At 34.9% G+C, this 22,697-nt stretch carries 34 protein-coding genes and 1 pseudogene; all 35 read left to right on the top strand.

Annotated features, from left to right (window positions below; all coding sequences use genetic code 11):
* Complete coding sequence (gene rplP / locus EKN01_RS05635) at nucleotides 1–429, top strand: 50S ribosomal protein L16 (RefSeq protein WP_099975205.1); 429 nt, start codon at nucleotides 1–3, stop codon at nucleotides 427–429.
* Entirely contained in the window at nucleotides 419–613 is a 195-nt protein-coding gene (rpmC, locus tag EKN01_RS05630; protein WP_099975204.1) for a 50S ribosomal protein L29, read from the top strand. The genes rplP and rpmC overlap by 11 nt, the downstream gene beginning before the upstream one ends.
* A 23-nt stretch (nucleotides 614–636) precedes the next feature.
* Nucleotides 637–906: a 30S ribosomal protein S17 gene (gene rpsQ, locus EKN01_RS05625; protein WP_099975203.1), complete on the top strand. Its 270-nt coding sequence runs from the start codon at nucleotides 637–639 to the stop codon at nucleotides 904–906.
* A gap of 32 nt (nucleotides 907–938) precedes the next feature.
* Nucleotides 939–1,307 (top strand): 50S ribosomal protein L14, encoded by a 369-nt coding sequence (gene rplN, locus EKN01_RS05620; protein ID WP_099975202.1) that lies wholly within the window; start codon nucleotides 939–941, stop codon nucleotides 1,305–1,307.
* A gap of 28 nt (nucleotides 1,308–1,335) precedes the next feature.
* On the top strand, nucleotides 1,336–1,593 hold the full coding sequence (rplX, locus tag EKN01_RS05615) for a 50S ribosomal protein L24 (RefSeq protein ID WP_099975201.1): 258 nt from the start codon (nucleotides 1,336–1,338) through the stop codon (nucleotides 1,591–1,593).
* A 17-nt stretch (nucleotides 1,594–1,610) separates the two neighbouring features.
* Nucleotides 1,611–2,153, top strand: a complete 543-nt coding sequence (gene rplE, locus EKN01_RS05610; protein WP_099975200.1) for a 50S ribosomal protein L5 — start codon at nucleotides 1,611–1,613, stop codon at nucleotides 2,151–2,153.
* Between the two features lie 17 nt (nucleotides 2,154–2,170).
* Nucleotides 2,171–2,356: a type Z 30S ribosomal protein S14 gene (locus EKN01_RS05605; RefSeq protein ID WP_129045342.1), complete on the top strand. Its 186-nt coding sequence runs from the start codon at nucleotides 2,171–2,173 to the stop codon at nucleotides 2,354–2,356.
* Between the two features lie 29 nt (nucleotides 2,357–2,385).
* Nucleotides 2,386–2,784, top strand: a complete 399-nt coding sequence (rpsH, locus tag EKN01_RS05600) for a 30S ribosomal protein S8 (RefSeq protein ID WP_099975198.1) — start codon at nucleotides 2,386–2,388, stop codon at nucleotides 2,782–2,784.
* A 29-nt stretch (nucleotides 2,785–2,813) separates the two neighbouring features.
* Entirely contained in the window at nucleotides 2,814–3,344 is a 531-nt protein-coding gene (gene rplF, locus EKN01_RS05595) for a 50S ribosomal protein L6 (protein ID WP_099975197.1), read from the top strand.
* A 21-nt stretch (nucleotides 3,345–3,365) separates the two neighbouring features.
* Entirely contained in the window at nucleotides 3,366–3,731 is a 366-nt protein-coding gene (gene rplR / locus EKN01_RS05590) for a 50S ribosomal protein L18 (RefSeq protein WP_277750447.1), read from the top strand.
* A gap of 18 nt (nucleotides 3,732–3,749) precedes the next feature.
* On the top strand, nucleotides 3,750–4,250 hold the full coding sequence (gene rpsE / locus EKN01_RS05585; protein WP_129045341.1) for a 30S ribosomal protein S5: 501 nt from the start codon (nucleotides 3,750–3,752) through the stop codon (nucleotides 4,248–4,250).
* A 17-nt stretch (nucleotides 4,251–4,267) separates the two neighbouring features.
* Nucleotides 4,268–4,453: a 50S ribosomal protein L30 gene (gene rpmD, locus EKN01_RS05580; RefSeq protein WP_099975194.1), complete on the top strand. Its 186-nt coding sequence runs from the start codon at nucleotides 4,268–4,270 to the stop codon at nucleotides 4,451–4,453.
* A gap of 27 nt (nucleotides 4,454–4,480) precedes the next feature.
* Complete coding sequence (gene rplO / locus EKN01_RS05575) at nucleotides 4,481–4,921, top strand: 50S ribosomal protein L15 (RefSeq protein ID WP_099975193.1); 441 nt, start codon at nucleotides 4,481–4,483, stop codon at nucleotides 4,919–4,921.
* A 1-nt stretch (nucleotide 4,922) separates the two neighbouring features.
* Complete coding sequence (gene secY, locus EKN01_RS05570) at nucleotides 4,923–6,218, top strand: preprotein translocase subunit SecY (protein WP_099975192.1); 1,296 nt, start codon at nucleotides 4,923–4,925, stop codon at nucleotides 6,216–6,218.
* A gap of 14 nt (nucleotides 6,219–6,232) precedes the next feature.
* Nucleotides 6,233–6,886: an adenylate kinase gene (locus EKN01_RS05565; protein WP_129045340.1), complete on the top strand. Its 654-nt coding sequence runs from the start codon at nucleotides 6,233–6,235 to the stop codon at nucleotides 6,884–6,886.
* A gap of 93 nt (nucleotides 6,887–6,979) precedes the next feature.
* Nucleotides 6,980–7,198: a translation initiation factor IF-1 gene (gene infA / locus EKN01_RS05560; RefSeq protein WP_099975190.1), complete on the top strand. Its 219-nt coding sequence runs from the start codon at nucleotides 6,980–6,982 to the stop codon at nucleotides 7,196–7,198.
* Nucleotides 7,199–7,228: 30 nt separating this feature from the next.
* On the top strand, nucleotides 7,229–7,345 hold the full coding sequence (gene rpmJ / locus EKN01_RS05555) for a 50S ribosomal protein L36 (RefSeq protein WP_010018546.1): 117 nt from the start codon (nucleotides 7,229–7,231) through the stop codon (nucleotides 7,343–7,345).
* A gap of 22 nt (nucleotides 7,346–7,367) precedes the next feature.
* The gene (rpsM, locus tag EKN01_RS05550; protein ID WP_099975189.1) at nucleotides 7,368–7,733 is read left to right on the top strand and encodes a 30S ribosomal protein S13; all 366 of its coding nucleotides are present in this window, start codon (nucleotides 7,368–7,370) and stop codon (nucleotides 7,731–7,733) included.
* Between the two features lie 25 nt (nucleotides 7,734–7,758).
* On the top strand, nucleotides 7,759–8,145 hold the full coding sequence (rpsK, locus tag EKN01_RS05545) for a 30S ribosomal protein S11 (RefSeq protein ID WP_099975188.1): 387 nt from the start codon (nucleotides 7,759–7,761) through the stop codon (nucleotides 8,143–8,145).
* A gap of 65 nt (nucleotides 8,146–8,210) precedes the next feature.
* Nucleotides 8,211–9,149: a DNA-directed RNA polymerase subunit alpha gene (locus EKN01_RS05540; protein WP_099975187.1), complete on the top strand. Its 939-nt coding sequence runs from the start codon at nucleotides 8,211–8,213 to the stop codon at nucleotides 9,147–9,149.
* 27 nt (nucleotides 9,150–9,176) lie between these two features.
* Nucleotides 9,177–9,557, top strand: coding sequence for a 50S ribosomal protein L17 (gene rplQ, locus EKN01_RS05535; RefSeq protein WP_129045339.1), 381 nt, complete (start codon nucleotides 9,177–9,179; stop codon nucleotides 9,555–9,557).
* Between the two features lie 190 nt (nucleotides 9,558–9,747).
* Nucleotides 9,748–10,557: an energy-coupling factor transporter ATPase gene (locus EKN01_RS05530; RefSeq protein ID WP_129045338.1), complete on the top strand. Its 810-nt coding sequence runs from the start codon at nucleotides 9,748–9,750 to the stop codon at nucleotides 10,555–10,557.
* Nucleotides 10,542–11,399 (top strand): energy-coupling factor transporter ATPase, encoded by an 858-nt coding sequence (locus EKN01_RS05525; RefSeq protein WP_129045337.1) that lies wholly within the window; start codon nucleotides 10,542–10,544, stop codon nucleotides 11,397–11,399. Before EKN01_RS05530 ends, EKN01_RS05525 begins: the two co-directional genes overlap by 16 nt.
* On the top strand, nucleotides 11,389–12,189 hold the full coding sequence (locus tag EKN01_RS05520; protein WP_129045336.1) for an energy-coupling factor transporter transmembrane component T family protein: 801 nt from the start codon (nucleotides 11,389–11,391) through the stop codon (nucleotides 12,187–12,189). Before EKN01_RS05525 ends, EKN01_RS05520 begins: the two co-directional genes overlap by 11 nt.
* Nucleotides 12,190–12,933, top strand: coding sequence for a tRNA pseudouridine(38-40) synthase TruA (gene truA / locus EKN01_RS05515; protein ID WP_129045335.1), 744 nt, complete (start codon nucleotides 12,190–12,192; stop codon nucleotides 12,931–12,933).
* A 124-nt stretch (nucleotides 12,934–13,057) separates the two neighbouring features.
* A complete protein-coding gene (gene rplM / locus EKN01_RS05510) occupies nucleotides 13,058–13,501 on the top strand; it encodes a 50S ribosomal protein L13 (protein WP_099975181.1) in 444 nt (147 codons plus the stop codon).
* 13 nt (nucleotides 13,502–13,514) lie between these two features.
* Complete coding sequence (gene rpsI / locus EKN01_RS05505) at nucleotides 13,515–13,907, top strand: 30S ribosomal protein S9 (RefSeq protein WP_099975180.1); 393 nt, start codon at nucleotides 13,515–13,517, stop codon at nucleotides 13,905–13,907.
* Between the two features lie 170 nt (nucleotides 13,908–14,077).
* On the top strand, nucleotides 14,078–14,926 hold the full coding sequence (locus EKN01_RS05500; protein WP_164966374.1) for a hypothetical protein: 849 nt from the start codon (nucleotides 14,078–14,080) through the stop codon (nucleotides 14,924–14,926).
* A 69-nt stretch (nucleotides 14,927–14,995) separates the two neighbouring features.
* Nucleotides 14,996–15,161, top strand: a pseudogene (gene rpsI / locus EKN01_RS07915) (30S ribosomal protein S9); the annotation flags it as partial.
* 279 nt (nucleotides 15,162–15,440) lie between these two features.
* A complete protein-coding gene (locus EKN01_RS05490) occupies nucleotides 15,441–16,265 on the top strand; it encodes a DUF8370 family protein (protein ID WP_129045333.1) in 825 nt (274 codons plus the stop codon).
* A 183-nt stretch (nucleotides 16,266–16,448) separates the two neighbouring features.
* Nucleotides 16,449–17,216, top strand: a complete 768-nt coding sequence (locus tag EKN01_RS05485; protein ID WP_129045332.1) for a hypothetical protein — start codon at nucleotides 16,449–16,451, stop codon at nucleotides 17,214–17,216.
* Between the two features lie 202 nt (nucleotides 17,217–17,418).
* Nucleotides 17,419–18,507 (top strand): lactate oxidase, encoded by a 1,089-nt coding sequence (locus tag EKN01_RS05480; RefSeq protein WP_129045331.1) that lies wholly within the window; start codon nucleotides 17,419–17,421, stop codon nucleotides 18,505–18,507.
* 103 nt (nucleotides 18,508–18,610) lie between these two features.
* Nucleotides 18,611–20,170, top strand: coding sequence for a YfcC family protein (locus EKN01_RS05475; RefSeq protein WP_129045330.1), 1,560 nt, complete (start codon nucleotides 18,611–18,613; stop codon nucleotides 20,168–20,170).
* Between the two features lie 99 nt (nucleotides 20,171–20,269).
* Nucleotides 20,270–20,905, top strand: a complete 636-nt coding sequence (locus tag EKN01_RS05470) for a MarR family winged helix-turn-helix transcriptional regulator (protein WP_129045329.1) — start codon at nucleotides 20,270–20,272, stop codon at nucleotides 20,903–20,905.
* Between the two features lie 19 nt (nucleotides 20,906–20,924).
* Nucleotides 20,925–22,685, top strand: coding sequence for an ABC transporter ATP-binding protein (locus EKN01_RS05465; RefSeq protein WP_129045328.1), 1,761 nt, complete (start codon nucleotides 20,925–20,927; stop codon nucleotides 22,683–22,685).
* Nucleotides 22,686–22,697: the final 12 nt, after the last annotated feature.

Raw genomic sequence — 22,697 nt, 5'->3', positions numbered from 1 at the left:
ATGCTAGTACCAAAACGTGTAAAACACCGTCGTGAATTCCGTGGAAAGATGCGCGGAGAAGCTAAAGGTGGAAAGAATGTTGATTTTGGAGAATTTGGTTTGAAAGCAACAACATCAAGCTGGATCTCAAATAGACAAATCGAAGCAGCTCGTGTTGCTATGACTCGTTACATGAAGCGTGGTGGTAAGGTTTGGATTAAAATCTTCCCTCATAAATCATACACTGCAAAAGGTGTAGGTGTTCGTATGGGTAACGGTAAAGGTGCTCCTGCAGGTTGGGTAGCCCCAGTTAAACGCGAAAAAGTAATGTTTGAAGTAGCTGGTGTTCCTGAAGAAGTCGCTCGTGAAGCACTAAGACTTGCAGCACACAAGTTACCAGTTAAAACAAAAATTGTTAAACGTGAGGTAGGTGGCGATAATGAAGGCTAATGAAATGACAAAGCTAACTGCTACTGAACTACAAGACAAAGTTAATACATATAAAGAAGAATTGTTTAACTTACGTTTCCAACAAGCTACTGGCCAATTGGAAAATACTGCTCGCCTAAGAACAGTTCGTAAGAACATCGCAAGATTAAAAACAGTTCAAATTCAAATGAATAACGAAAAATAATAAACGTGAAGGGAGATATCAAGTTGAGCGAAGAAACTCGTAACCGTCGTAAAGTATATCAAGGCCGTGTTGTTTCAGATAAAATGGATCAAACAATTGTAGTAGTTGTTGAGACATATAAGAAACACCCAGTTTATGGAAAACGTGTAAGATATTCTAAAAAGTACTACGTTCAAGATACTAACAACGAAGCTAAGATTGGCGATATTGTCCGTATCATGGAAACTCGACCTTTGTCTAAGACAAAGCGCTTCCGTTTATTAGAAATCGTCGAAAAAGCAGTTATTATCTAAAAATTAATTATCGATGAGAGGAGGACCAACAAGTGATTCAACAAGAAAGTCGTTTAAAAGTTGCAGATAACTCTGGAGCTCGTGAAATTCTAACAATTAAAGTTCTTGGTGGTTCAGGTCGCAAGACAGCTAATATCGGTGACATTATCGTTGCTACTGTCAAACAAGCAACACCCGGTGGCGTTGTTAAAAAAGGTGATGTTGTAAAAGCTGTTATCGTAAGAACAGTTTCAGGAGCACATCGTCCAGATGGTTCATACATCAGATTTGACGAAAATGCTGCGGTAATTATCAATGCTGATAAAACACCTAGAGGAACTCGTATCTTTGGACCAGTTGCTCGTGAGCTACGTGATAGTGATTTTATGAAGATCGTATCTCTAGCACCAGAAGTACTATAAAACCTAACAAATCAGGAGGTGCTGAATAGTGTTCGTAAAAACTGGAGACAATGTTCAAATCCTAGCCGGTGATGACAAGGGTAAACAAGGTTTAGTTAAAAAAGCTATGCCAAGTACAAACCAAGTTATTGTTGCGGGTATGAATATCGTTAAAAAACACTCAAAGCCAAGTAACACACAGCCTCAAGGCGGAATCATTGATGTTGAAATGCCAATTTCAGCAACAAATGTAAAAGTAGTTAAAGGTTCAGCAAAAGCTGCAACTAAAGAAACAGAAGATAAATAGTGAAAGGAGAAAACTAAATGGTTAACGCACTAAAAACAAGATATGTAGATGAAATCACACCAGCATTGGTAGAAAAATTCAACTATACATCAGTTATGCAAACACCTAAGATCGAAAAAATCGTTCTAAACATGGGTGTTGGTGATGCTATTTCTAACTCAAAGAATTTAGACGAAGCCGTTGAAGAATTAGGACTAATTTCTGGTCAAAAACCATTAATTACAAAAGCTAAGAAATCAATCGCTGGATTTAGACTTCGTGAAGGAATGTCAATCGGTGCTAAAGTTACCCTACGTGGTGACCGTATGTATGATTTTCTTGACAAACTAATCAATGTTGCATTGCCTCGTGTTCGTGATTTCCGTGGTGTTGGTACTCGCTCATTTGATGGACGTGGTAACTATACATTAGGTATCAAAGAACAATTGGTTTTCCCAGAAATTGATTACGATAAAGTAAACAAAATTCGTGGCTTGGATATCGTTATTGTTACAACAGCAAACACAGATGAAGAATCTCGTGAACTATTGTCACAATTCGGAATGCCATTTACAAAATAAATTAGGAGGACAATTCATTGGCTAAGACATCACAAGTAGTACGGAATCATAGACCAGCAAAATTCTCATCACAAGAATACACAAGATGCGAACGTTGTGGTCGTCCACATTCTGTATATCGTAAGTTCAAACTTTGCCGTGTTTGCCTTCGCGAATTGGCTCACAAAGGTCAAATCCCTGGCATGAAGAAAGCTAGTTGGTAAAATATAACAACTTTAAGGAGGTAAAATAAATGGTAATGACTGATCCTATTGCAGATTACTTAACACGTATTCGTAATGCAAATATGGTAAGACATGATTCTCTAGAAGTGCCTGCATCAAACATGAAAAAAAGCATTTCAGAAATCTTAAAGAACGAAGGATTTATCAAAGATTACGAAGTTATTGAAGATAACAAACAAGGCGTAATCCGTATTTACATGAAGTACGGAAGAGATCAACAACGTGTTATTTCTGGTTTGAAACGTATTTCAAAACCAGGTCTACGTAGCTATGTTGACTCTGACAATGTACCTAAGGTTCTTAATGGATTAGGTATCGCTCTTCTATCAACTTCAAAAGGTGTAATTACAGACAAAGAAGCTCGTGCTCAACACGTAGGTGGCGAAGTACTAGCATACATCTGGTAATTAATTTAAAAGAATAAGGAGGTGCACAAATGAGTCGTATTGGTTATAAAGTGATTGAAATTCCAGCAGGAGTAGAAATTACACAAAAAGATAACGATATTACTGTTAAAGGCCCAAAGGGTGAATTAACAAGAACTTTTAGCGATAAGATTAAGTTAGTTATCGAAGGTAACGAAGCTAAATTTGAACGTGAAAGTGACAATGACAAAGCTATGCACGGAACAATGCGTGCTAACTTAAATAACATGGTTGTTGGTGTAACAGAAGGTTTCGAAAAGAAACTTGAACTACGTGGTGTTGGTTACCGTGCACAAGTTAAAGGTAACACTCTAACACTTAACGTTGGTTACTCACACCCTGTTGACATGGACGCACCAGAAGGTGTATCAATCGAAGCTCCATCAACTACAGAATTAACTATCTCAGGAATCAGTAAGCAACTTGTTGGTCAATTTGCTGCTGTTATCCGCGATGTACGTCCACCAGAACCTTATAAAGGTAAAGGTATTCGTTATGTTGACGAATATGTACGTCGTAAAGAAGGTAAAACTGGTAAATAATTAAAGTAAAAAATTTATGAGGTGAAAATTGTGATCACAAAACCAGACAAGAACAAAGCACGTCAAAAACGTCAAAGACGTGTACGTGGAAAAATCTCTGGTACTGCTGAGCGCCCACGCTTAAACGTATTCCGTTCTAATAAAAACATTTACGCTCAAGTAATTGATGACGTAAAGGGTGTAACGCTAGCAAGTGCCTCAACTCTTGATAAAGAAGTTAAAGACAGTTCAAAAGTTGAACAAGCAGCGGCTGTTGGTGCATTAGTTGCCCAAAGAGCCAAAGCAGCAAAAGTTGAAGACGTAGTCTTTGATCGTGGTGGATACATTTATCATGGTCGTGTACAAAGTCTTGCCGAAGCAGCTCGTGAAAACGGACTAAAATTCTAAAAGGAGGAAACCAAACATATGACTTATATCGATCCAAATCAATTCGAATTAGAAGATCGCGTTGTTTCTATCAACCGTGTTACAAAAGTTGTTAAAGGTGGACGTCGTCTACGTTTCGCTGCAATTGTAATTGTTGGTGATAAAAATGGTCACGTAGGTTTCGGAACTGGTAAAGCTCAAGAAGTTCCTGAAGCTATTCGTAAAGCGGTTGAAGATGCTAAGAAGAACCTAATCGAAGTACCAATGGTTGGTTCAACTATTCCGCATGAAATTATCGGTAAATATGGTGCTGGTAACATCCTACTTAAACCTGCTATCGAAGGTTCAGGAATTGCCGCTGGTGGTTCAGTTCGTGCCGTATTAGAATTAGCTGGTGTTGGTGATATTACAAGTAAATCACTTGGAAGAAATACACCAATCAACGTTATCCGTGCTACAATCGATGGATTAAAGAATCTAAAAACAGCTGAAAGTGTTTCTGAAATGCGTGGAATCCCAGCTGAAAACTTGCTTAACTAGAAGAAAGGTGTGTAATAATGGCTAAACTTAAAGTTACTCTTATCAGAAGTGCAGCTCACCGCCTTCCTGCTCAACGTAAAATTGTTAAAGAACTAGGACTTGGAAGAGTTAATAGTTCAGTTGTTAAGCCGGATGATCCAGCAACACGCGGTGCTGTATTGAAAATTGCTCATTTAGTGAGCGTTGAAGAAGTAAAAGATTAATATTTAAAAGATTAGGAGGTGCAATCAATGGAACTTCATGAACTTAAACCAACCGCAGGTTCAAGACATTCGAGAAAACGTCTAGGACGTGGAACTTCAAGTGGTACAGGTAAGACTGCTGGTCGTGGTCAAAAAGGTCAACTAGCAAGATCTGGTGGTAAAACACGTATAGGTTTTGAAGGTGGACAAATGCCATTGTTCCGTCGTATGCCAAAACGCGGATTTAATAACATTAACCGCAAGGAATACGCAATTGTAAATCTAAGTGATTTAAGTACTTTTAAAGATGGCTCTGAAATTAATGTACAAACATTAAAAGAAGCAGGCATCATTAAGAAAGAACTAAACGGTGTAAAATTACTTGCTAACGGCGAAGTTAAAGCTAAGCTAACTGTTAAAGTTGCTAAGAGCTCTGATGCTGCTACAAAAGCAATCGAAGCTGCTGGTGGAACTGTAGAGGTTATCTAATATGTTTAAAACTCTTAGAGAGGCATTCAAAGTAAAAGAAATTCGATCAAAGATGCTTTTTACTTTAATGCTACTAGTTATTTATAGATTAGGTACACAAATTACAGTGCCTGGTATTAATGCCTCAGCTTTATCAAGTGTTGCTAACACTGGGTTGGTATCATTTCTTGATACTGTTACCGGTGGTGGACTTGCAAGTTACTCAATCTTTTCTATGGGTGTTTCACCATTCATTACTGCACAGATTGTTGTTCAGCTTTTACAAATGGACATTGTTCCTAAGTTTGTAGAGTGGAGTAAACAAGGTGAAGTAGGACGTAGAAAACTTAATCAAGTAACTCGTTATCTAACAATTGTGTTAGGACTTGTTCAAGCCATCGGTATTACAGCTGGATTTAACCAACTTAGTGGTTTAGGTCTAGTTAAATCACCAAATGTCTCTGCTTATGTTTCTATCAGTATTATTCTTACTGGTGGTACAATGCTTCTAACTTGGATCGGTGAACAAATTACTGATAAGGGTCTTGGTAATGGTGTCTCAGTAATTATCTTTGCTGGTATCATTTCAAGACTTCCAAACCAAATTCAAGGCTTGTATCAAACATATATTGGACAAGCTAATCAATCAGATTTAGCTAAAAATATTGGTTGGATGATCCTTCTTGTAATTGTTATATTACTTGTAATTCAATTCGTTACTTATGTACAACAAGCAAGTAGAAGAATTCCGATTCAATACACAAGACGTGCAGCTGGAAGTGGTAGCGAAAGTTTCCTACCATTGAAAGTTAACGTTGCTGGTGTTATTCCTGTTATCTTTGCCAGTTCGTTTATTGTTACACCTCAAACAATTTTGATGGCGTTCCAAAACTCACATGGTACAGAAACATGGTATAAAGTATTAGCAGAAATTTTTAGTTTGACTACATATACAGGTATTGCAATTTATACATTGTTAATTGTTCTATTTACATTCTTTTACGCTTTTGTTCAAGTTAACCCTGAAAAACTTTCAGAAAACTTGCAAAAGCAAGGGGCATATATCCCTGGTATATGGCCTGGTAATGAAACTATTAGTTTTATGAACGGTGTTCTAATGAGACTCTCAACAGTCGGTTCAGTATTCTTAGGTATTGTTGCTCTTATTCCATTATTAGCAACTAAATTATTCTCACTACCTCAATCTATCGGATTAGGTGGTACAAGTTTACTAATCGTTGTTGGTGTTACTCTAGAAATGGACCGTCAACTAAAAGGATTATTGAAGAAACGTGAATACGTTGGCTTCATTAGATAATGGGAGATTAAACCATGAATATTGTATTGATGGGGTTACCCGGTGCCGGTAAAGGTACACAAGCTGAAAGAATCGTTGAAGATTTTAGTGTTATTCACATCTCAACAGGTGATATGTTTAGACAAGCAATGTCTGAAAAGACAGAAGTTGGACTAAACGCCAAAAGTTTTATTGATAAAGGTGAACTAGTTCCTGATGAAGTCACTGAAGCTGTTGTTCAAGAACGACTAGCAAAAGATGACGTTCAAAAGAATGGATATATGCTAGATGGTTTTCCAAGAACTATTGCGCAGGCTGAAGCTTTACAGACAATTGCAAAGAATGTAAACAAGCCAATCGATGGTGTAATATTAATTGATGTTAAACCTGAAGTACTAGTTGAAAGATTATCTGGAAGATATATTTGTTCAAATTGTGGAACAACTTATCATAAGATGTTTAAACCAACTAAGGTTGAAGGTACTTGTGATGTCTGTGGATCTCACGATTTCTATCAACGTGAAGATGATAAACCAGAAACTGTTAAAAACAGATTGAAAGTTAACATCGAAATGAATACACCATTAATCGATTTTTATAGTGACTTAGGTCTTCTATATAAAGTCGATGGTGAACAAGAAATTGATGAAGTTTATAGCAAAGTTAAATCAATATTACAAAATCTATAATAGTTACTGATTTGGATTTGTTTACAATATCAGAGAAATATTATATAATTTTGCGATATGGTGATGAATTTCATCCCGATGGAGGTCAAATCTTTGGCAAAAGAAGATGTCATTGAAGTAGAAGGTACAATTTCAGAAACAATGCCTAACGCAATGTTTAAGGTAGAACTTGAAAATGGAGCAACAATTCTTGCTCATGTTTCAGGTAAGATTCGTATGCACTATATTAAAATCTTACCTGGTGATAAAGTTACCGTGGAATTATCCCCTTATGATTTAACCAAGGGAAGAATTACATATAGATATAGATAAAAAGTAATTTAATGGAATGGAGGTTCCGACATGAAAGTAAGACCATCCGTTAAACCTATGTGTGAGCACTGCAAAGTAATCAAGAGACGTGGACGCGTTATGGTTATTTGTTCTGCAGATCCAAAGCACAAACAAAGACAAGGATAATTTTAATAGGAGGTAGTGTTCAATGGCTCGTATAGCAGGTATAGATTTACCTCGTGATAAGAGAATAGTTGTTGCACTTACATACATTTTTGGTATTGGTGATACAACTGCTCGTAAAGTACTTAGTGCAGCTAATGTTTCAGAAGATATTCGTACAAGAGATTTAACTCCTGAACAAGAAGATGCTATTCGTTCACAAGTCGATTCAATTCGTGTTGAAGGTGACTTGCGTCGTGAAGTAAGTATGGATATTAAGAGACTTCAAGAAATTGGTTCATACCGTGGAATGAGACATAGACGTGGTTTGCCAGTTAGAGGTCAAAATACCAAGAACAATGCAAGAACTCGTAAGGGTAAAAAAGTTGCAATTGCTGGTAAGAAGAAGTAATAAGAATACGATAGGAGGTTAATTCATGGCACAAAATAAAGGTCGCAAACGCCGTGTTAAGAAACATATCGAATCTGGTGTTGCCCACATTCACTCAACATTTAATAACACTTTAGTTATGATCACAGATGTTAACGGAAACGCTATTTCATGGTCATCAGCTGGTGCTCTTGGATTCAAAGGTAGCCGTAAATCAACACCATTTGCCGCACAAATGGCTGGTGAAGCAGCTGCTAAGGATGCAATGGAACATGGTATGAAGACTGTTGAAGTTTCAGTAAAAGGACCTGGTTCAGGTCGTGAAGCTGCAATCCGTTCATTACAAGCAACAGGTTTGGAAATTACAGCTATTCGTGATGTGACTCCAGTTCCACATAACGGATCTCGTCCTCCAAAGCGTCGTCGTGTATAGAATGGTTTTTTATACCCGTATGAAATTTACTACGCACAGTTCGTTTTGAAAGGGGAAATAACCGTATGATCGAATTTGAAAAACCAACAATTACCGCAGTTGAAGAATCTAAAGACTTCGGTAAATATATTATCGAACCGCTAGAAAGAGGTTATGGTACAACACTAGGTAATTCATTACGTCGTGTTCTATTAACATCTCTTCCAGGTACAGCGGTGTCAGATATTCAAATTGATGGTGTACTACATGAATTTTCAGCAGTTGAAGGTGTAATTGAAGATGTTACACAAATTGTGCTTAACATAAAAAAATTAGACTTGAAGTCATTTGCTGAAGATGACATAAAAGCTGAAATCGATGTAGTTGGTCCAGCTGTAGTTACTGCAAAAGATATTAAAGCAGACGCTGATTTGGAAATCCTTGACCCTGAACAATATATTTGTACAGTGGCTGATGGTGGACACTTCAACATGCAAATATCAGTTAAAAATGGTCGTGGATATAATCCTGCAGAACAAAATAAATCTGAAAGTTCACCTATTGGTGTACTACCAGTTGACTCAATTTTCACTCCGGTAGATAAAGTAAACTACCAAGTTGAAAATACTCGTGTGGGTAAGAGAAACGACTTCGATAAACTTACAATCGATATCTGGACTAATGGTTCAATTGGCCCTAGAGAAGCTATTAGTTTATCTGCAAAGATCCTTACAGAACATCTAACTAGTTTTGTAAATCTTACAGAAGAAGCTAAATCTGCTGATATGATGATTGAAAAAGAGGAAACTCAAAAAGAGAAGAAGCTAGAAATGACAATTGAAGAACTTGACCTTTCAGTTCGTTCATATAATTGTCTAAAACGTGCAGGAATTAATACTGTGCAAGAACTTACAGAGAAATCTGAAGCAGACATGATGCGCGTACGTAATCTAGGCCGTAAATCACTTGTCGAAGTTCGTGAAAAGCTAGCTGATCTTGGATTATCATTGAAACAAGAAGATTAATAACTTATTCCAACAGGAGGTAAAAACATGGGTTACCGTAAATTAGGACGTAACAGCTCTCAAAGAAAAGCTATGTTACGTGATTTAACTACTGATTTAATTATTAATGAACGCATTGTTACTACTGAAACACGTGCAAAAGAAATCAGACGTACTACTGAGAAAATGATTACTCTTGGTAAACGTGGAGATCTTCATGCTCGTCGTCAAGCTGCTACATATGTTAGAAACGAAGTTGCTAACATTGTTGAAGATGGCGATTCAGTTGTAGTACAATCTGCATTACAAAAACTATTCAGTGATGTTGCACCTCGTTATGCAGAACGTAATGGTGGTTACACACGCATTATGAAGACTGCACCTCGTCGTGGAGACGCAGCACCAATGGTTATTATTGAATTAGTTTAATAAATAAGTTTCATTAAAAATCAGTCATTCTGATATATTAGTGAGTGTTAAGATGTTGGCTATATGTTAGCTAAGTCTATCTCTGAGATCTCTTGAGAAAGGGACACTAATATATCGAATGATTTTTTTTTGCCCAAAATTAAAGTTTTAGTTATTATATAGTGTAATAACTTTTGAGGAGCAACAGATTATGGCTAATATTATTTCTATAGAAAATTTAAGTTATACCTATCCAGAAAGCGAATCACCAGCTGTTGATAATGTTAGTTTAGAAATTAATAAGGGTGAGTGGATATCTATTGTCGGGAAAAACGGAAGTGGAAAATCTACTCTTACTAGATTGATAGATGGGTTGTTAGAAGCCAGTTCTGGAACAATATCTGTTGCTGGTCAAAAGTTGACTGAAGAAAGTCTTTGGGATATAAGAGAAAAAATTGGAATTGTATTTCAAAATCCTGACCATCAATTCGTGGGAGCAACTGTTGAAGATGATGTTGCTTTTGGATTAGAAAATCAAGGAATTGAAAGAGATCAGATGGTAAGAGAAGTCGATCAAGCATTGAAACTTGTCGATATGCAAGATTTTAAAAATAGAGATCCCCAATCATTATCTGGTGGTCAAAAACAGAGAGTAGCAATTGCAGGGGTGTTAGCTGTAAATCCAGAAATTATTATTTTAGATGAATCTACTAGTATGTTGGATCCTGAAGGACGCGAGACAGTACTTAGTTTGGTGAAGGATCTTTGGCAAAATAAAGGAATGACTATTATTTCTATCACTCATGATATTCAGGAAACTGCTTTATCGCAGAGGGTTGTTATTATGAAAAACGGTCACTTAGTAGAAGATCTTACTCCAGCACAATTATTTGTAATGGATGATCTTAAACAATATGGGCTGGATAAGCCTTTTACTACATTGTTAAAAGAGAAATTGAATTTTGATCCTGAATATCAAGATGAGGAGGAACTTATTAGTAAATTATGGAAATTAAACTAAATAATGTATCTCACTCTTATGAGTCACAAAATCCTGATGCAGGGTTGGGATTAGATGGTGTCTCTCTCACTATAAAAGACAAATCCTTTACAGCATTGATAGGAAAAACTGGTAGTGGAAAATCAACACTAGTAAAACATATCAATGCACTCCTTAAACCTACTTCGGGAACTATTAAAATTGGAGATCGAGAAATTGATTCCAAGACCAATAATAAAAACCTAAAACCTTTGCGCCAAAAAATCGGCATGGTTTTTCAATTTCCTGAGAGTCAATTATTTGAGGAAACTGTGGAAAAGGATATTATGTTCGGCCCTATGAATTTTGGTGCGACTGAAGAAGAGGCACGAGAATCTGCAAAAGATGCACTCAAATTGGTAGGAATTGAAGAGAGTTATCTACAACAGTCTCCATTTGATCTTTCTGGTGGGCAGATGCGCCGTGTAGCGATTGCTGGTGTACTTGCCAGTAATCCTGAAACAATCATCTTAGATGAGCCAACAGCAGGCTTAGATCCAGTGGGAAGAATTGAAATTATGGATTTATTTAAGAAGTTGAATAAACAGGGTAAAACAATTATTTTGGTCACACACAATATGGATGACGTTGCTGACTATGCCGAGTATACTTATGTTATGCAAAATTCTAAGTTAGTTGGACAAGGTACGCCTAAAGAAATTTTCAACAATAAAGAATTGGTAGATAGTGGGATTGTAAGTTTACCTCAAAGTGCCAATTTTGCTAAAAAGTTAGCAGAGAAAAAGTATGTATTTGATCAATTACCAATTACTATAGATGAACTTTCAAATATGATTAAAGAGCAATTGGAGAATAATGGATAAATTAATTTTCGGAAGATATTTACCTGGGGATTCGATTATTTATCGATTAGATCCTCGTGGTAAATTTTTAATTACATTTTATTTTATAGGTATCGTTTTTTTAGCAAATAACGTTGCAAGTTATGCTTTATTGCTCGCGTTTGTTTTATTTAGTGTGTATTTATCTAAAATTAATATTGGCTTTTTCATAAAGGGTCTTAGACCGATGCTGTTCTTAATCGTATTCACGGTGTTGTTACAGATGTTCTTTACTCCATCTACAGATCCGCTGTGGAAATTTGGAGTATTGCAATTGTCCACAGATGGTATGGTTATTGCAGGATATATCTTATTAAGATTTGTTGTAATTATTTTTATCTCAACACTGTTAACTTTAACTACTACTCCTATTGAAATATCTGATTCAATTGAGAGTATTTTGAAACCATTAAGATATGTGAAGTTTCCTGTCACTCAGGTGGCACTTAGTTTATCCATAGCGCTTAGATTTGTTCCATTGCTAATAGATGAAACTGTCAAAATTATGGACGCTCAGAGAGCTCGTGGTGTCGATTTTGGTGAAGGTGGTCTTTTGAAAAGAATTAAGTCATTTGTTCCAATTTTGATTCCACTATTTGTAAGTAGTTTTTCTATTGCTTACGATTTAGCAATAGCTATGGAGTCACGTGGTTACAAAGATGGTGAAGGTAGAACAAAGTATCGTCAACTTCACTGGAAAAAAATCGATAACTATACAGTGTTAGTAATAGCTTTATTGACGGTATGTTTATTACTAGTTAGGAGTTATTAGATGACTAGATATAAATTAAAAATATCTTATGATGGAACAAGATTTCATGGTTTCCAACGACAGACAGACTTAAGAACTGTGCAGGGAGTCATTGAACAATCGCTAGAAAAAATGACTAAAGGACAACATGTTGATATATTTGGTTCTGGTAGAACTGATGCAGGAGTTCATGCTCTCGGTCAGATAATTCACTTTGATTATCCAGGTGAAATTCCTGCGGAGAATATGTTGCGTGCGATGAATTCTCTAATGCCATTGGATATATTGATCTTAGAATCTGAAATAGTCGATGAAGAATTCCATGCAAGATTTGGAGTTAAGAAGAAGACTTACCAGTATCGAGTAGATTGTGGACATTATACTGATCCGTTTAAGAGATTCTATACTGGTCACTATCCATATCCATTTGAGCTAGAGAAAATTGAGACTGCTATCAAGGATTTGATAGGAACACATGACTTTACTAGTTTTGCAGCTAGTGGTGGTGTGATAGAAGATAAGGTCAGAACCATCTATGAAGCAACAGTTAAATTTGATGAAAAATCCAGTGAACTAGTATTTGAGTTCACTGGAAATGGATTCTTGTATAACATGGTTAGGATACTAGTTGCGACGCTGCTAGAAATTGGCAATGGACGCCGAGATGTACATGATTTGTTAAGGTTGTATGAGGTTAAAGATCGTGAACAGGCGAGGGGATGTGCTCCTGCTAGTGGACTGTATTTAAAAGAAGTTTTTTATTAAAAAATAAGGCAAATACCATTGACTAGAAGGTCAAATCCATGTAATATGGACGTTGGTATTGTTTGCCCCACGATAAGCCCCGGAAACTTATTGTAGTCAAACAAAGATCATGGAGGAAATTGTAATGCGTACAACACCATTAGCAAAAGCAAGTGAAGTTGAACGTAAGTGGTATGTTATTGATGCTACTGATGTAGTTCTTGGTAGACTATCATCTGTAGTTGCTTCAATCCTAAGAGGAAAGAACAAACCTACATACACACCAAACGTTGATACAGGTGATAATGTTATTATCATCAATGCAGAAAAAATTAAACTAACAGGTAAAAAAGCTAAGGATAAGATTTATTATCATCATACAAATCATCCTGGTGGAATCAAGAGTATTTCAGCTGGTGAAAAATTAGCTACAAAACCTGAAATGTTTATCGAAGATTCAATTCGTGGAATGCTTCCACATAACAGTCTTGGTCGTAAGCAAATTATGAAATTGCATGTATATGCAGGTTCAGAACACAACAACCAAGCACAAAATCCAGAAATGTTGGATATCAACAAACTAATCTAAGGAGGAAAACAATTTGGCACAAGTAGCATACGCTGGAACAGGCCGTCGCAAAGATTCAGTTGCACGTGTTAGACTAGTTCCAGGAAACGGTAAAATTACTATTAATGACCGCGACGTCAAAGATTATATTCCTTTCGACAATTTGATTGCTGATATGAAACAACCTTTGGACGTAACAGAAACAGGATCAAGCTATGACATTTTAGTTAATGTTAATGGTGGTGGATTCTCAGGACAAGCAGGAGCTATCAGACATGGTATCTCTCGTGCACTACTAGAAGTAGATCCTGACTTTAGATCAGCTCTTAAATCAGCTGGTTTATTGACACGTGACCCTCGTATGAAGGAACGTAAGAAACCAGGTCTTAAGAAAGCTCGTAAAGCTTCACAATTCTCAAAACGTTAATATATATTATTCGTTTATACAAACACTCTACTGTCAAGGTAGGGTGTTTTTTTTGTTATTTATCTGTTCAGTTTATTCCAGAAAATAAAGCTGGAATAGCCTCAGGATTAGTTAATGCTTCAAGGCAGTTAGGGACGTGTCTAGGAATTGCCTTATTAGTAGGAACAATGATGCACAATATCGATATTGAAAAAGAAACTATTCAACATGAGTCAGTTCAGCAAGTAAATTCAAAAAAATTACCAAAAAATATAAATAATTTAATCAATGACCGTATTGCTAAAAGTATGCATTCCAAAAAAATGGAAAATAATCCAAATTTTCAAATATCACTTAATCGTGATGTTAAAAAATTATTGATACAAACAGATACAACAGAAAAGCCACAAAATACAAATTTATTAAAAATTCATGATGGATTGTCTAATATACAAAATCAATTTTCAGATAAACCAGAGACAATTTCAGGAATGGCAAATCAAATTTCAATTTCTCAAAATGAAATGAATGATGCTAACATAGCTATTTTATATAGCCTAGTAAAAAATAATCCGAATTCAATGGCTCTTTTGAATAAATATCAGCATCAATTATATATGTTGGAAGAGATGCCGGATTCGCAAGAGAAAAAAAATAGTATCAATCAGTTAATACAATTATTATTGATTTATCAGGCAGGGACTGATCCGACGGTTAATAATGCAGTTGATTTTGGTAATAAATTAACAGATTTGATGACAGATTTTGGATTAAATCCTAATCAGTTGTTTAAATCCCAAGAAAAACTAGCTACCACCTTATCAAAGCAAGGAAAAATTAATACTTCGCTTACTAATATTAATCAAGGTATTTCAAGACTGGATATTGGAGAACGATTGAAGGATTTATTTACACATTTAAGAAATTTAAAGAACACACATTTAACACGTGCATTTAACCAGACATTTTTATTAGCTGCTTGGATTATAACTGCATTTACAGTTTTTGGAGTTCTCACTGAAAGGAAGAAATATAAATGATATTGAGTATAAATATATAAAAATAATATGATACTTTATTTAATGGTGGTAGATAGGAATAAAATATGTATCTCTCGTGCACTACTGGAAGTAGATCCTGACTTTAGATTAGCTCTTAAATCAGCTGGTTTATGGACAGGTGATTCCTTTATAAAAGAAACTTAATAAATTAGATCTTAAGAAATCTCGTGAAGCAAATATATATCATTCGTTTATAAAAACACCCTACCGTTAAGGTAGGGTGTTTTTTAATTGTATTAAATTAACATATAGTAAAAATTAAAAAAATTATTACTATATATAGTTTTTAAGTTTTTTATTAAATTGTATTGTTAAAAATGTTATAATGTGGTACACAAAAAGGATCTCACTTAGAATGAGATCAGGAGAGGCAAAAAATTTATTTACACTAGTTATTCTATCATTCAATTTAGATGATTCAATAGTATTTTTATTAAAGTTTAAAGCCCATCCTTTTTGTGAATACATAGGCAAAAAGCCAGGGAGAATTTATTTGGAAAAAAATAAGATTCATTTTAATAAGACAAAGGATGAAAAACTTTTTTTAGATTTGGCATTATTATCAAGTTGCAAGGATATAGACGGAGAATCGATTTTAAAAAATTTTGATTCGTTTATGCGATATGTAACAAAACTAGATACAGATTCAGCGGTGGAAGTATTTAGAAAATCACATGAACAAAAGGTTTTCCCCAGATTGGGTTATGGTTCGAATGAAAGCAGTTCCGGACATGGATTGAAATCTGAATATTTTCGTGAACCCTTTGAAATTTTAAAGAGTCAACCTGATTATGAAGATTTTTTATATGGAAATATTTTTACTGTTACTTTGGTTAAGGAGTATGGAGAAGATGCAAATACTGACCTGCTTTTAAATTTAAGTATTCGAGAACTTAGTGAATATACTGAGAAGGCTGCAAGGGAGTTTAATTTAGATACTCGGAATTTATCTGCTAAAGTTTGGGATAGGAAACTAAATAATTGGGTACTAGCAAATGATATTACAGTTGTTCTAACTGAAGGAACGGAAGATGACTATAGGCTGCTAATACCTAATGAAGTATTGTTGGAAAAATTACCATACTCTACAAAAAACTTTATTCTTAAAATAATGTATGTATCTGAAAAAAGTAAACGAAAAAATTTGACTCAAGACATTTTTTTAAAAGAAATTATGGCAAAATACGGGTCAAATAATAACTATATAGTTGATATTCTTAGAGAATACCCTGATTTTATTTTAGAGTATATAAAAAGATATTCTTCTGAGCAATTCATTAAAACGTATAAGAGGCAGCAGGATGAGAAAATTAAGTAAAGGCGGATATAAAATATTACTTTAGAATATGCACATCCAACAAAAGATTATAATAAATCTAAATATGGAGAAAATATAAATTCAGAAGACGCAAAAGAATTGGTTATTGGCGGTTACGATCAGCATAACTTTATTTGTAATGCTACAAATAAATCGGGTAGTGGAAGATGCAAGTGTCAGATTATGTTAGCTGCGCCTTATAGTACTAAGGTTAGATCGTACTTTAAAAATATGCCAGGTAATTATCATACATGTAACATCAAACAGGAAGTAAAATCTCAAGAAATAGTAAATCATGATCAAAATAAAATATATAATTCAGGGGAAGCTGTATTAAGTTTTTTTGAAGATAGTTTAGAAGAGAAAACTGAAAAAGAAAACTTATCTAAAAATGATGCAAGTGCTGAAATAGGCATGTCTAAAAGAAATCATAAAGATAAGAAAACCAATAAGGAAACTGTTACTCGTCAAAAAAAAATAAAAACAATAGTAGAAGTTGTTAAAAATAGATACACAAAACAGCTACTAGAAGATGGAACATTATTTGAATTAAATGATCTTTTCCATGAGTTGAAGAATTCGAAAAAAAAATATAAATTACCTGACCCTAGATTGAAAAATATTTGGTATGGTAAAATTCAGATTTACAGAGAAAAGAAAATTAATAAAAAAGATAACGATGAATATTACTACAAATTGTTTGTTGTTAATCAAACCATAAACAATAGAAATATTTCAATTTTTATGAATGCAAATCAAATTGGAGAACTTTTACCGAACTTTCAAAACTATATCTCTACTGGATATAAAAATAATCCTAAAAAAGTGCAGTATACACTTAACCTATATACAACAGAGAAGCCTGTTACTGTAAAGAATAGATATGAAAATATTAAACTTAAAAATGAATGGTCACATTTAAATTTGTTTTTTTATATAGAAGTTCCCTAAAAAGTAAAATTCAGAATTAATCTTTAACGCAGAAAAATTCATGACTGGAATAAATTTATAATAAATCATGCAATAATTTTACCCTAACGAAGCAACTTATATTTTAAGAATCAACTCCCCAAAACAAATATTTGACTTAAAAATTATATAGAATTATTATGATCAATGCTTTCATCATTAATAATTCAAGGGGTATATAATTATGTCATATAAAGCAAGTAACGCAGAAGAACACATTAAAATTGTTAATCTAAAATCATTAGAAAAAGAAGTCAAAGATAGAATGGAACCTGGTGCTTTTGGTTACATTCGTGGTGGTTCAGAAGATGAATGGACAATGGATCAAAATACTGATTCATTCAATTCTAAAAAGATCGTTCCTAGAGTTTTGCAAGGAATCGACCATGCTGACTTAAGTACTAAATTATGGGATATTGATTTGAAGACACCTATCATTCAAGCACCTTCCGCAGCACAAGGATTATCGCATGAAAAGGGTGAAATTAATACTGCCATTGGTATGGCAAAGGCTGGCTCAATCTTCTCTATCAGTACTTATGCCAACACTCTAATCAAGGATGCAGCCGCAGCTGCTCCTGATGCACCACAATTTTTCCAATTGTATATGAGTAAAGATGATGGATTCAATGAATTTATCATCAAAAAAGCTGTTGAAGCAAAGGTTAAAGCTATTGTTCTAACTGTTGATTCAACACTAGGTGGATATCGTGAAGAAGATGTAATTAATGATTTCGAATTTCCACTACCAATGCCTAATTTGGCTGAATATAGTCAAACTGATGGAACAGGTAAAGGAATCGGAGAAATTTATGCATCTGCTAAACAAAATTTTGTACCTGAAGATATTCAAAAAATTAAAGACCTAAGTGGCTTACCAGTTATTGTTAAGGGAATCCAATCTCCAGATGACGCTGAAGCAGCCATTCAAGCTGGTGCAGATGGAATCTGGGTATCAAATCATGGTGGTCGTCAACTTGACGGTGGTCCTGCTTCATTTGAAGTTCTTCCACTTATTGCTGAAAAAGTTGCTAAAAGAGTACCAGTTATTTTCGATAGTGGTATCAGACGTGGAGAACATGTTTTCAAAGCTCTTGCTAGTGGTGCTGACTTAGTTGCTATTGGTCGTCCAATCATTTATGGTTTAAATCTAGGTGGTTCACAAGGTGTATATGATGTAATGGAACATATCAATATGGAACTTTCTATTACTATGCAACTTGCTGGAACAAAAACGGTTGAAGACGTTAAAAACAATAAACTAATGGATTAGTATTAAATAACAGAAATTTGTTAAAAACATCACATAACAGTGGTGTTTTTTTATATTCAAGAATTGTATACTTAAACCAAACAGAGTATTGGGGGGATTAGATATGCAAGCTGTAAATGAGGTTAGAAATAAACCAAGAAAGAGAAAAACTTTCCGAATGCCGGGAGCTTTTGTTATTTTATTTATTTTGACAATACTGGCGGTTATAGCGACGTGGACAATCCCTTCGGGTTCTTATTCAAAACTATCTTATGAGTCTAGTTCATCGGAGTTAAAAATTGTAAATCCACATGGGGATGTTAGTAAAGTTCCTGCTACTCAAAAGGAATTAGACAAATTAGGTGTAAAAATTGATATCAAACAATTTAAATCTGGAAGCATTAGTTCTGCTGTTTCCGTGCCAAATACTTATGAACGTCTGAAACAACATCCTGCTGGAATTCAGGCAATTCCTAACAGCATGGTAAATGGTACGATTCAAGCTGTAGATATCATGGTATTTATTTTGGTTCTTGGTGGTTTGATTGGAGTTGTTAAAGCCAGTGGTGCTTTTGAATCTGGTTTAATGGCACTGACTAAGAAAACTAAGGGTCATGAGTTTGTGCTGATCATGTTAGTAACTATCTTGATGATGCTAGGAGGTACTCTATGTGGGATAGAGGAGGAAGCAGTGGCTTTCTATCCTATTTTGGTACCGGTATTCATAGCGATGGGGTATGATTCGATAGTCTCAGTTGGAGCGATATTCTTAGCTAGTTCAGTTGGTACAACATTTTCAACAATTAATCCGTTTTCTGCAGTTATTGCGTCCAATGCTGCGGGTACTAATTTCACACAAGGATTGAATTTTAGGATTTTTGGATTAATAGTAGCAGGGATCTGTTTAATTATTTACCTTCACTGGTATTCCAAAAAAGTAAAAAACAATCCAGAATTTTCTTATTCCTATGATGATCACGAAGAGTTTGACAATATGTGGTCAGTCGCAGACGAAAAGGATAAAGAAAAGAATATATTTACAAATAGAAAGAAATTAATTTTAGTTCTATTCGTAGTTACTTTTCCTATAATGGTTTGGGGTGTTATGTCACAAGGTTGGTGGTTCCCAACCATGGCATCGTCATTCTTAACTTTTGCCATCATTATCATGTTTTTGACTGCCACTGGTAAAAACGGTATTGGTGAAAAAGGTGTAGTAGATGCTTTTGTTAATGGTGCGTCGAGTTTGGTCGGTGTATCACTAATAATCGGATTAGCAAGAGGAATCAATATTATTTTGAATGATGGTTTGATTTCTGACACTATTCTTCATTTCTTCTCACAAATGGTGACAAATGTTAGTGGACCAGTGTTCATAATCTTGATGATGTTTATATTCTTCATCTTAGGATTTATTGTGCCATCGTCTTCTGGTTTGGCAGTACTATCAATGCCAATCCTTGCACCACTTGCAGATACAGCAAATGTACCAAGATTTGCTGTTGTATCAGCCTATCAATTCGGTCAATATGCAATGCTATTCTTAGCACCAACAGGGCTAGTTATGGCTACGTTACAAATGCTAAATATGAAATACTCCCACTGGGTAAGATTTGTTTGGCCAGTAGTTGTGTTTGTATTGGTATTTGGTGGAGTAATATTAGTTGCAGAAGTTTTAATATAAAAAATTAAATAAACTGTTGACAATAGTTCGGTACCTAACTATAATTCTTTTACATAAAGAAAGTTAGGTACCGAACTTTCTTATTTTGGAGGCAAAATAATGAGTGAATTAACAGATAAGATTATTAAACAATTAGAATTTATTGGAATTGCAAGTCATTCTTACATGTATATGAATAGACCACCTATGACTGGTCAAAATCGTGTCCTAAGTATCTTAAGTAAAGAAGATGGATTGATTCAAAGTCAGTTAGCTGAAATAATTGATATTAGACCGAGTTCTTTGGCAGAGTTACTTAAGAAGATGGAAGATAATAATTTAGTAACCCGATCTGAATCTGAAGAAGATAAACGCATTAAGCATGTTTATCTAACGGATGAAGGCAAAGCAATGGCTAAAGGATTATCAGCAGAAGCAACAGAATCTGAAATGTTTTTCCAAGGATTATCTGATGAAGAAAAACAACAGTTTAGTGATATTCTTGAAAAGATTCCTAATGGTTGGGATGATGAATTCAAGAAACAATCAGATCAATTTGTAAATCCTATGGAACGCTTGCAACGAATGCAAGAATTTAGAAATACCACAGCCCATCATCACGGATTTGATTGGCATGAAATGTCACGAGATGACAAGCGTAAATTTAGAGAAGAAATGCGCAAGGGTAATTTTGGTCCAGGACATGGCTTTAGAAAAGACTTTCGAAATGATTTTTGGGACGATAGAAATATCTAGATTTAGGAGAATAGGATAAATGGATCAACGTGGAATTGAAGAGCGCCCAGATGCTTCTTCAAAAATAAAATTTAGAGATTTTATGAAATTAATCAATCAGGCTAGTCCTAAGAAATTAATATTCATAATTGGATTGTTGTTCAGTTTGGTTACAAGTATTGCCAGTTTGATTGTTCCACAATTGACTAAAGGCTTAGTCGATACTAGTCAATTAGCAAAAATTGATATGAGTATGTTGTGGATTCTTGCAGTAGCATTTGCTGCCCAATTAGGATTTGGAACTTTTGGTAGTTACTTTTTAAGGTATGCAGGTGAAAGTGCTGTAAAGAACTTGCGTGAGAATGTCTGGAGTCATCTATTGAAGTTGCCTGTCGGCTATTATGATGACAATAAATCTGGTGAAATAAGTTCCCGACTAGTAAATGACACCAATGTTATCAAGGATTTGGTGAGTTCTCAATTTCCTAACTTTATTACAGGAGCTATTCAACTAATTGGTTCAGTTATAATCTTGTTCGTTATGGATTGGAAAATGGCTGCCATAATGTTTTCTATCGTGCCTGTTGTTGTAATTATCATGGTTCCAATTGGACGTATAATGTCTAAACTAGGACGTCAATTACAAGCAGGGACAGCTGAATTTAACGCTGAAGCTAGTGAAAAATTATCAGAAATTCGTTTGATCAAATCTAGTAATGGTGAAACTCACGAAGTAAAAACTGGTAATCAATTAATTAAAAAGATTTTTTCATTGAGTATAAAGGACGCCAAGGTAGAAGCAGCATTGCAACCCGTTATGACTACTTTAATGCTAGTTGTTTTCGTAGGTATTCTAGGATACGGAGCTGTTAGAGTTCAAGCTGGTACATTGACTAGTGGATCATTAGTAGCTTTCTTACTATATCTATTTAATATCATTACCCCAGTTGCTAGTTTTGCAACGTTCTTCTCACAAGTTCAAAAAGCTATGGGTGCAACTGAACGTGTTGAACAAATATTAGAAACAGAAGTTGAACCAACAGGTACAGATAAAAAAGTAGATGTTGTGGGAAAAACTATCGAAGTTAACAATATTGATTTTTATTATGATGAATCAAAACCAATTTTGAAAAATGTTTCCTTTGAGGCAAAACCCAATACAGTCGTTGCTTTTGCGGGACCAAGTGGTGGCGGTAAATCAACAATCTTTTCACTCATGGAAAGATTTTACAAACCTGTATCAGGTTCTATGTTGGTAGATGGTCAGAATATTGAAGAAATAGATTTGAATGACTGGCGTTCACAAATAGGATTTGTTTCTCAAGACAGTGCTGTTTTTGCGGGAACAATACGTGACAATCTACAATATGGACTGGATAAAGAATTAACAGAGGATGAAATGTGGCATGGATTGTCATTAGCATATGCAGAAAATTTTGTTAAAGAATTCCCAGATCAATTGGATACTGAAATTGGTGAAAAAGGTGTCAAATTGTCTGGAGGTCAAAAACAAAGAATTGCTATAGCTAGAGCATTCCTACGTAATCCTAAAATCTTGATGTTAGACGAAGCAACAGCCAGTCTAGACTCACAGTCAGAAGAGAAAGTTCAAAGGGCTCTCGAACAACTTATGGAGGGCAGAACAACATTTGTAATTGCTCATAGATTATCAACTATTGTTGACGCTGACCAAATATACTTCATAGAAAATGGTGAAGTTACTGGAAAGGGAACACATAGTGAATTGATGTCTAACCATGCATTATATGCAGAGTATGTTCATGAACAGATAGTAAATTAAATAAAAAACATC

The organism is Companilactobacillus metriopterae (genome assembly GCF_004117915.1).
GTDB classification, from domain to species: Bacteria; Bacillota; Bacilli; order Lactobacillales; family Lactobacillaceae; genus Companilactobacillus; species Companilactobacillus metriopterae.
This window is presented reverse-complemented; position numbering and strand designations above follow the sequence as displayed.

Bases quoted from the DNA above. Each gene is read 5' to 3' on its own strand.
- rplP (WP_099975205.1), top strand. From the start codon at position 1: ATGCTAGTACCAAAACGTGTAAAACACCGTCGTGAATTCCGTGGAAAG.
- rpmC (WP_099975204.1), top strand. From the start codon at position 419: ATGAAGGCTAATGAAATGACAAAGCTAACTGCTACTGAACTACAAGAC.
- rplE (WP_099975200.1), top strand. From the start codon at position 1,611: ATGGTTAACGCACTAAAAACAAGATATGTAGATGAAATCACACCAGCA.
- rpsH (WP_099975198.1), top strand. From the start codon at position 2,386: ATGGTAATGACTGATCCTATTGCAGATTACTTAACACGTATTCGTAAT.
- rplF (WP_099975197.1), top strand. From the start codon at position 2,814: ATGAGTCGTATTGGTTATAAAGTGATTGAAATTCCAGCAGGAGTAGAA.
- rpsE (WP_129045341.1), top strand. From the start codon at position 3,750: ATGACTTATATCGATCCAAATCAATTCGAATTAGAAGATCGCGTTGTT.
- rpmD (WP_099975194.1), top strand. From the start codon at position 4,268: ATGGCTAAACTTAAAGTTACTCTTATCAGAAGTGCAGCTCACCGCCTT.
- rplO (WP_099975193.1), top strand. From the start codon at position 4,481: ATGGAACTTCATGAACTTAAACCAACCGCAGGTTCAAGACATTCGAGA.
- secY (WP_099975192.1), top strand. From the start codon at position 4,923: ATGTTTAAAACTCTTAGAGAGGCATTCAAAGTAAAAGAAATTCGATCA.
- EKN01_RS05565 (WP_129045340.1), top strand. From the start codon at position 6,233: ATGAATATTGTATTGATGGGGTTACCCGGTGCCGGTAAAGGTACACAA.
- rpmJ (WP_010018546.1), top strand. From the start codon at position 7,229: ATGAAAGTAAGACCATCCGTTAAACCTATGTGTGAGCACTGCAAAGTA.
- rpsM (WP_099975189.1), top strand. From the start codon at position 7,368: ATGGCTCGTATAGCAGGTATAGATTTACCTCGTGATAAGAGAATAGTT.
- rpsK (WP_099975188.1), top strand. From the start codon at position 7,759: ATGGCACAAAATAAAGGTCGCAAACGCCGTGTTAAGAAACATATCGAA.
- EKN01_RS05540 (WP_099975187.1), top strand. From the start codon at position 8,211: ATGATCGAATTTGAAAAACCAACAATTACCGCAGTTGAAGAATCTAAA.
- rplQ (WP_129045339.1), top strand. From the start codon at position 9,177: ATGGGTTACCGTAAATTAGGACGTAACAGCTCTCAAAGAAAAGCTATG.
- EKN01_RS05530 (WP_129045338.1), top strand. From the start codon at position 9,748: ATGGCTAATATTATTTCTATAGAAAATTTAAGTTATACCTATCCAGAA.
- EKN01_RS05525 (WP_129045337.1), top strand. From the start codon at position 10,542: ATGGAAATTAAACTAAATAATGTATCTCACTCTTATGAGTCACAAAAT.
- truA (WP_129045335.1), top strand. From the start codon at position 12,190: ATGACTAGATATAAATTAAAAATATCTTATGATGGAACAAGATTTCAT.
- rplM (WP_099975181.1), top strand. From the start codon at position 13,058: ATGCGTACAACACCATTAGCAAAAGCAAGTGAAGTTGAACGTAAGTGG.
- EKN01_RS05500 (WP_164966374.1), top strand. From the start codon at position 14,078: ATGCACAATATCGATATTGAAAAAGAAACTATTCAACATGAGTCAGTT.
- EKN01_RS05485 (WP_129045332.1), top strand. From the start codon at position 16,449: ATGTTAGCTGCGCCTTATAGTACTAAGGTTAGATCGTACTTTAAAAAT.
- EKN01_RS05480 (WP_129045331.1), top strand. From the start codon at position 17,419: ATGTCATATAAAGCAAGTAACGCAGAAGAACACATTAAAATTGTTAAT.
- EKN01_RS05475 (WP_129045330.1), top strand. From the start codon at position 18,611: ATGCAAGCTGTAAATGAGGTTAGAAATAAACCAAGAAAGAGAAAAACT.
- EKN01_RS05470 (WP_129045329.1), top strand. From the start codon at position 20,270: ATGAGTGAATTAACAGATAAGATTATTAAACAATTAGAATTTATTGGA.
- EKN01_RS05465 (WP_129045328.1), top strand. From the start codon at position 20,925: ATGGATCAACGTGGAATTGAAGAGCGCCCAGATGCTTCTTCAAAAATA.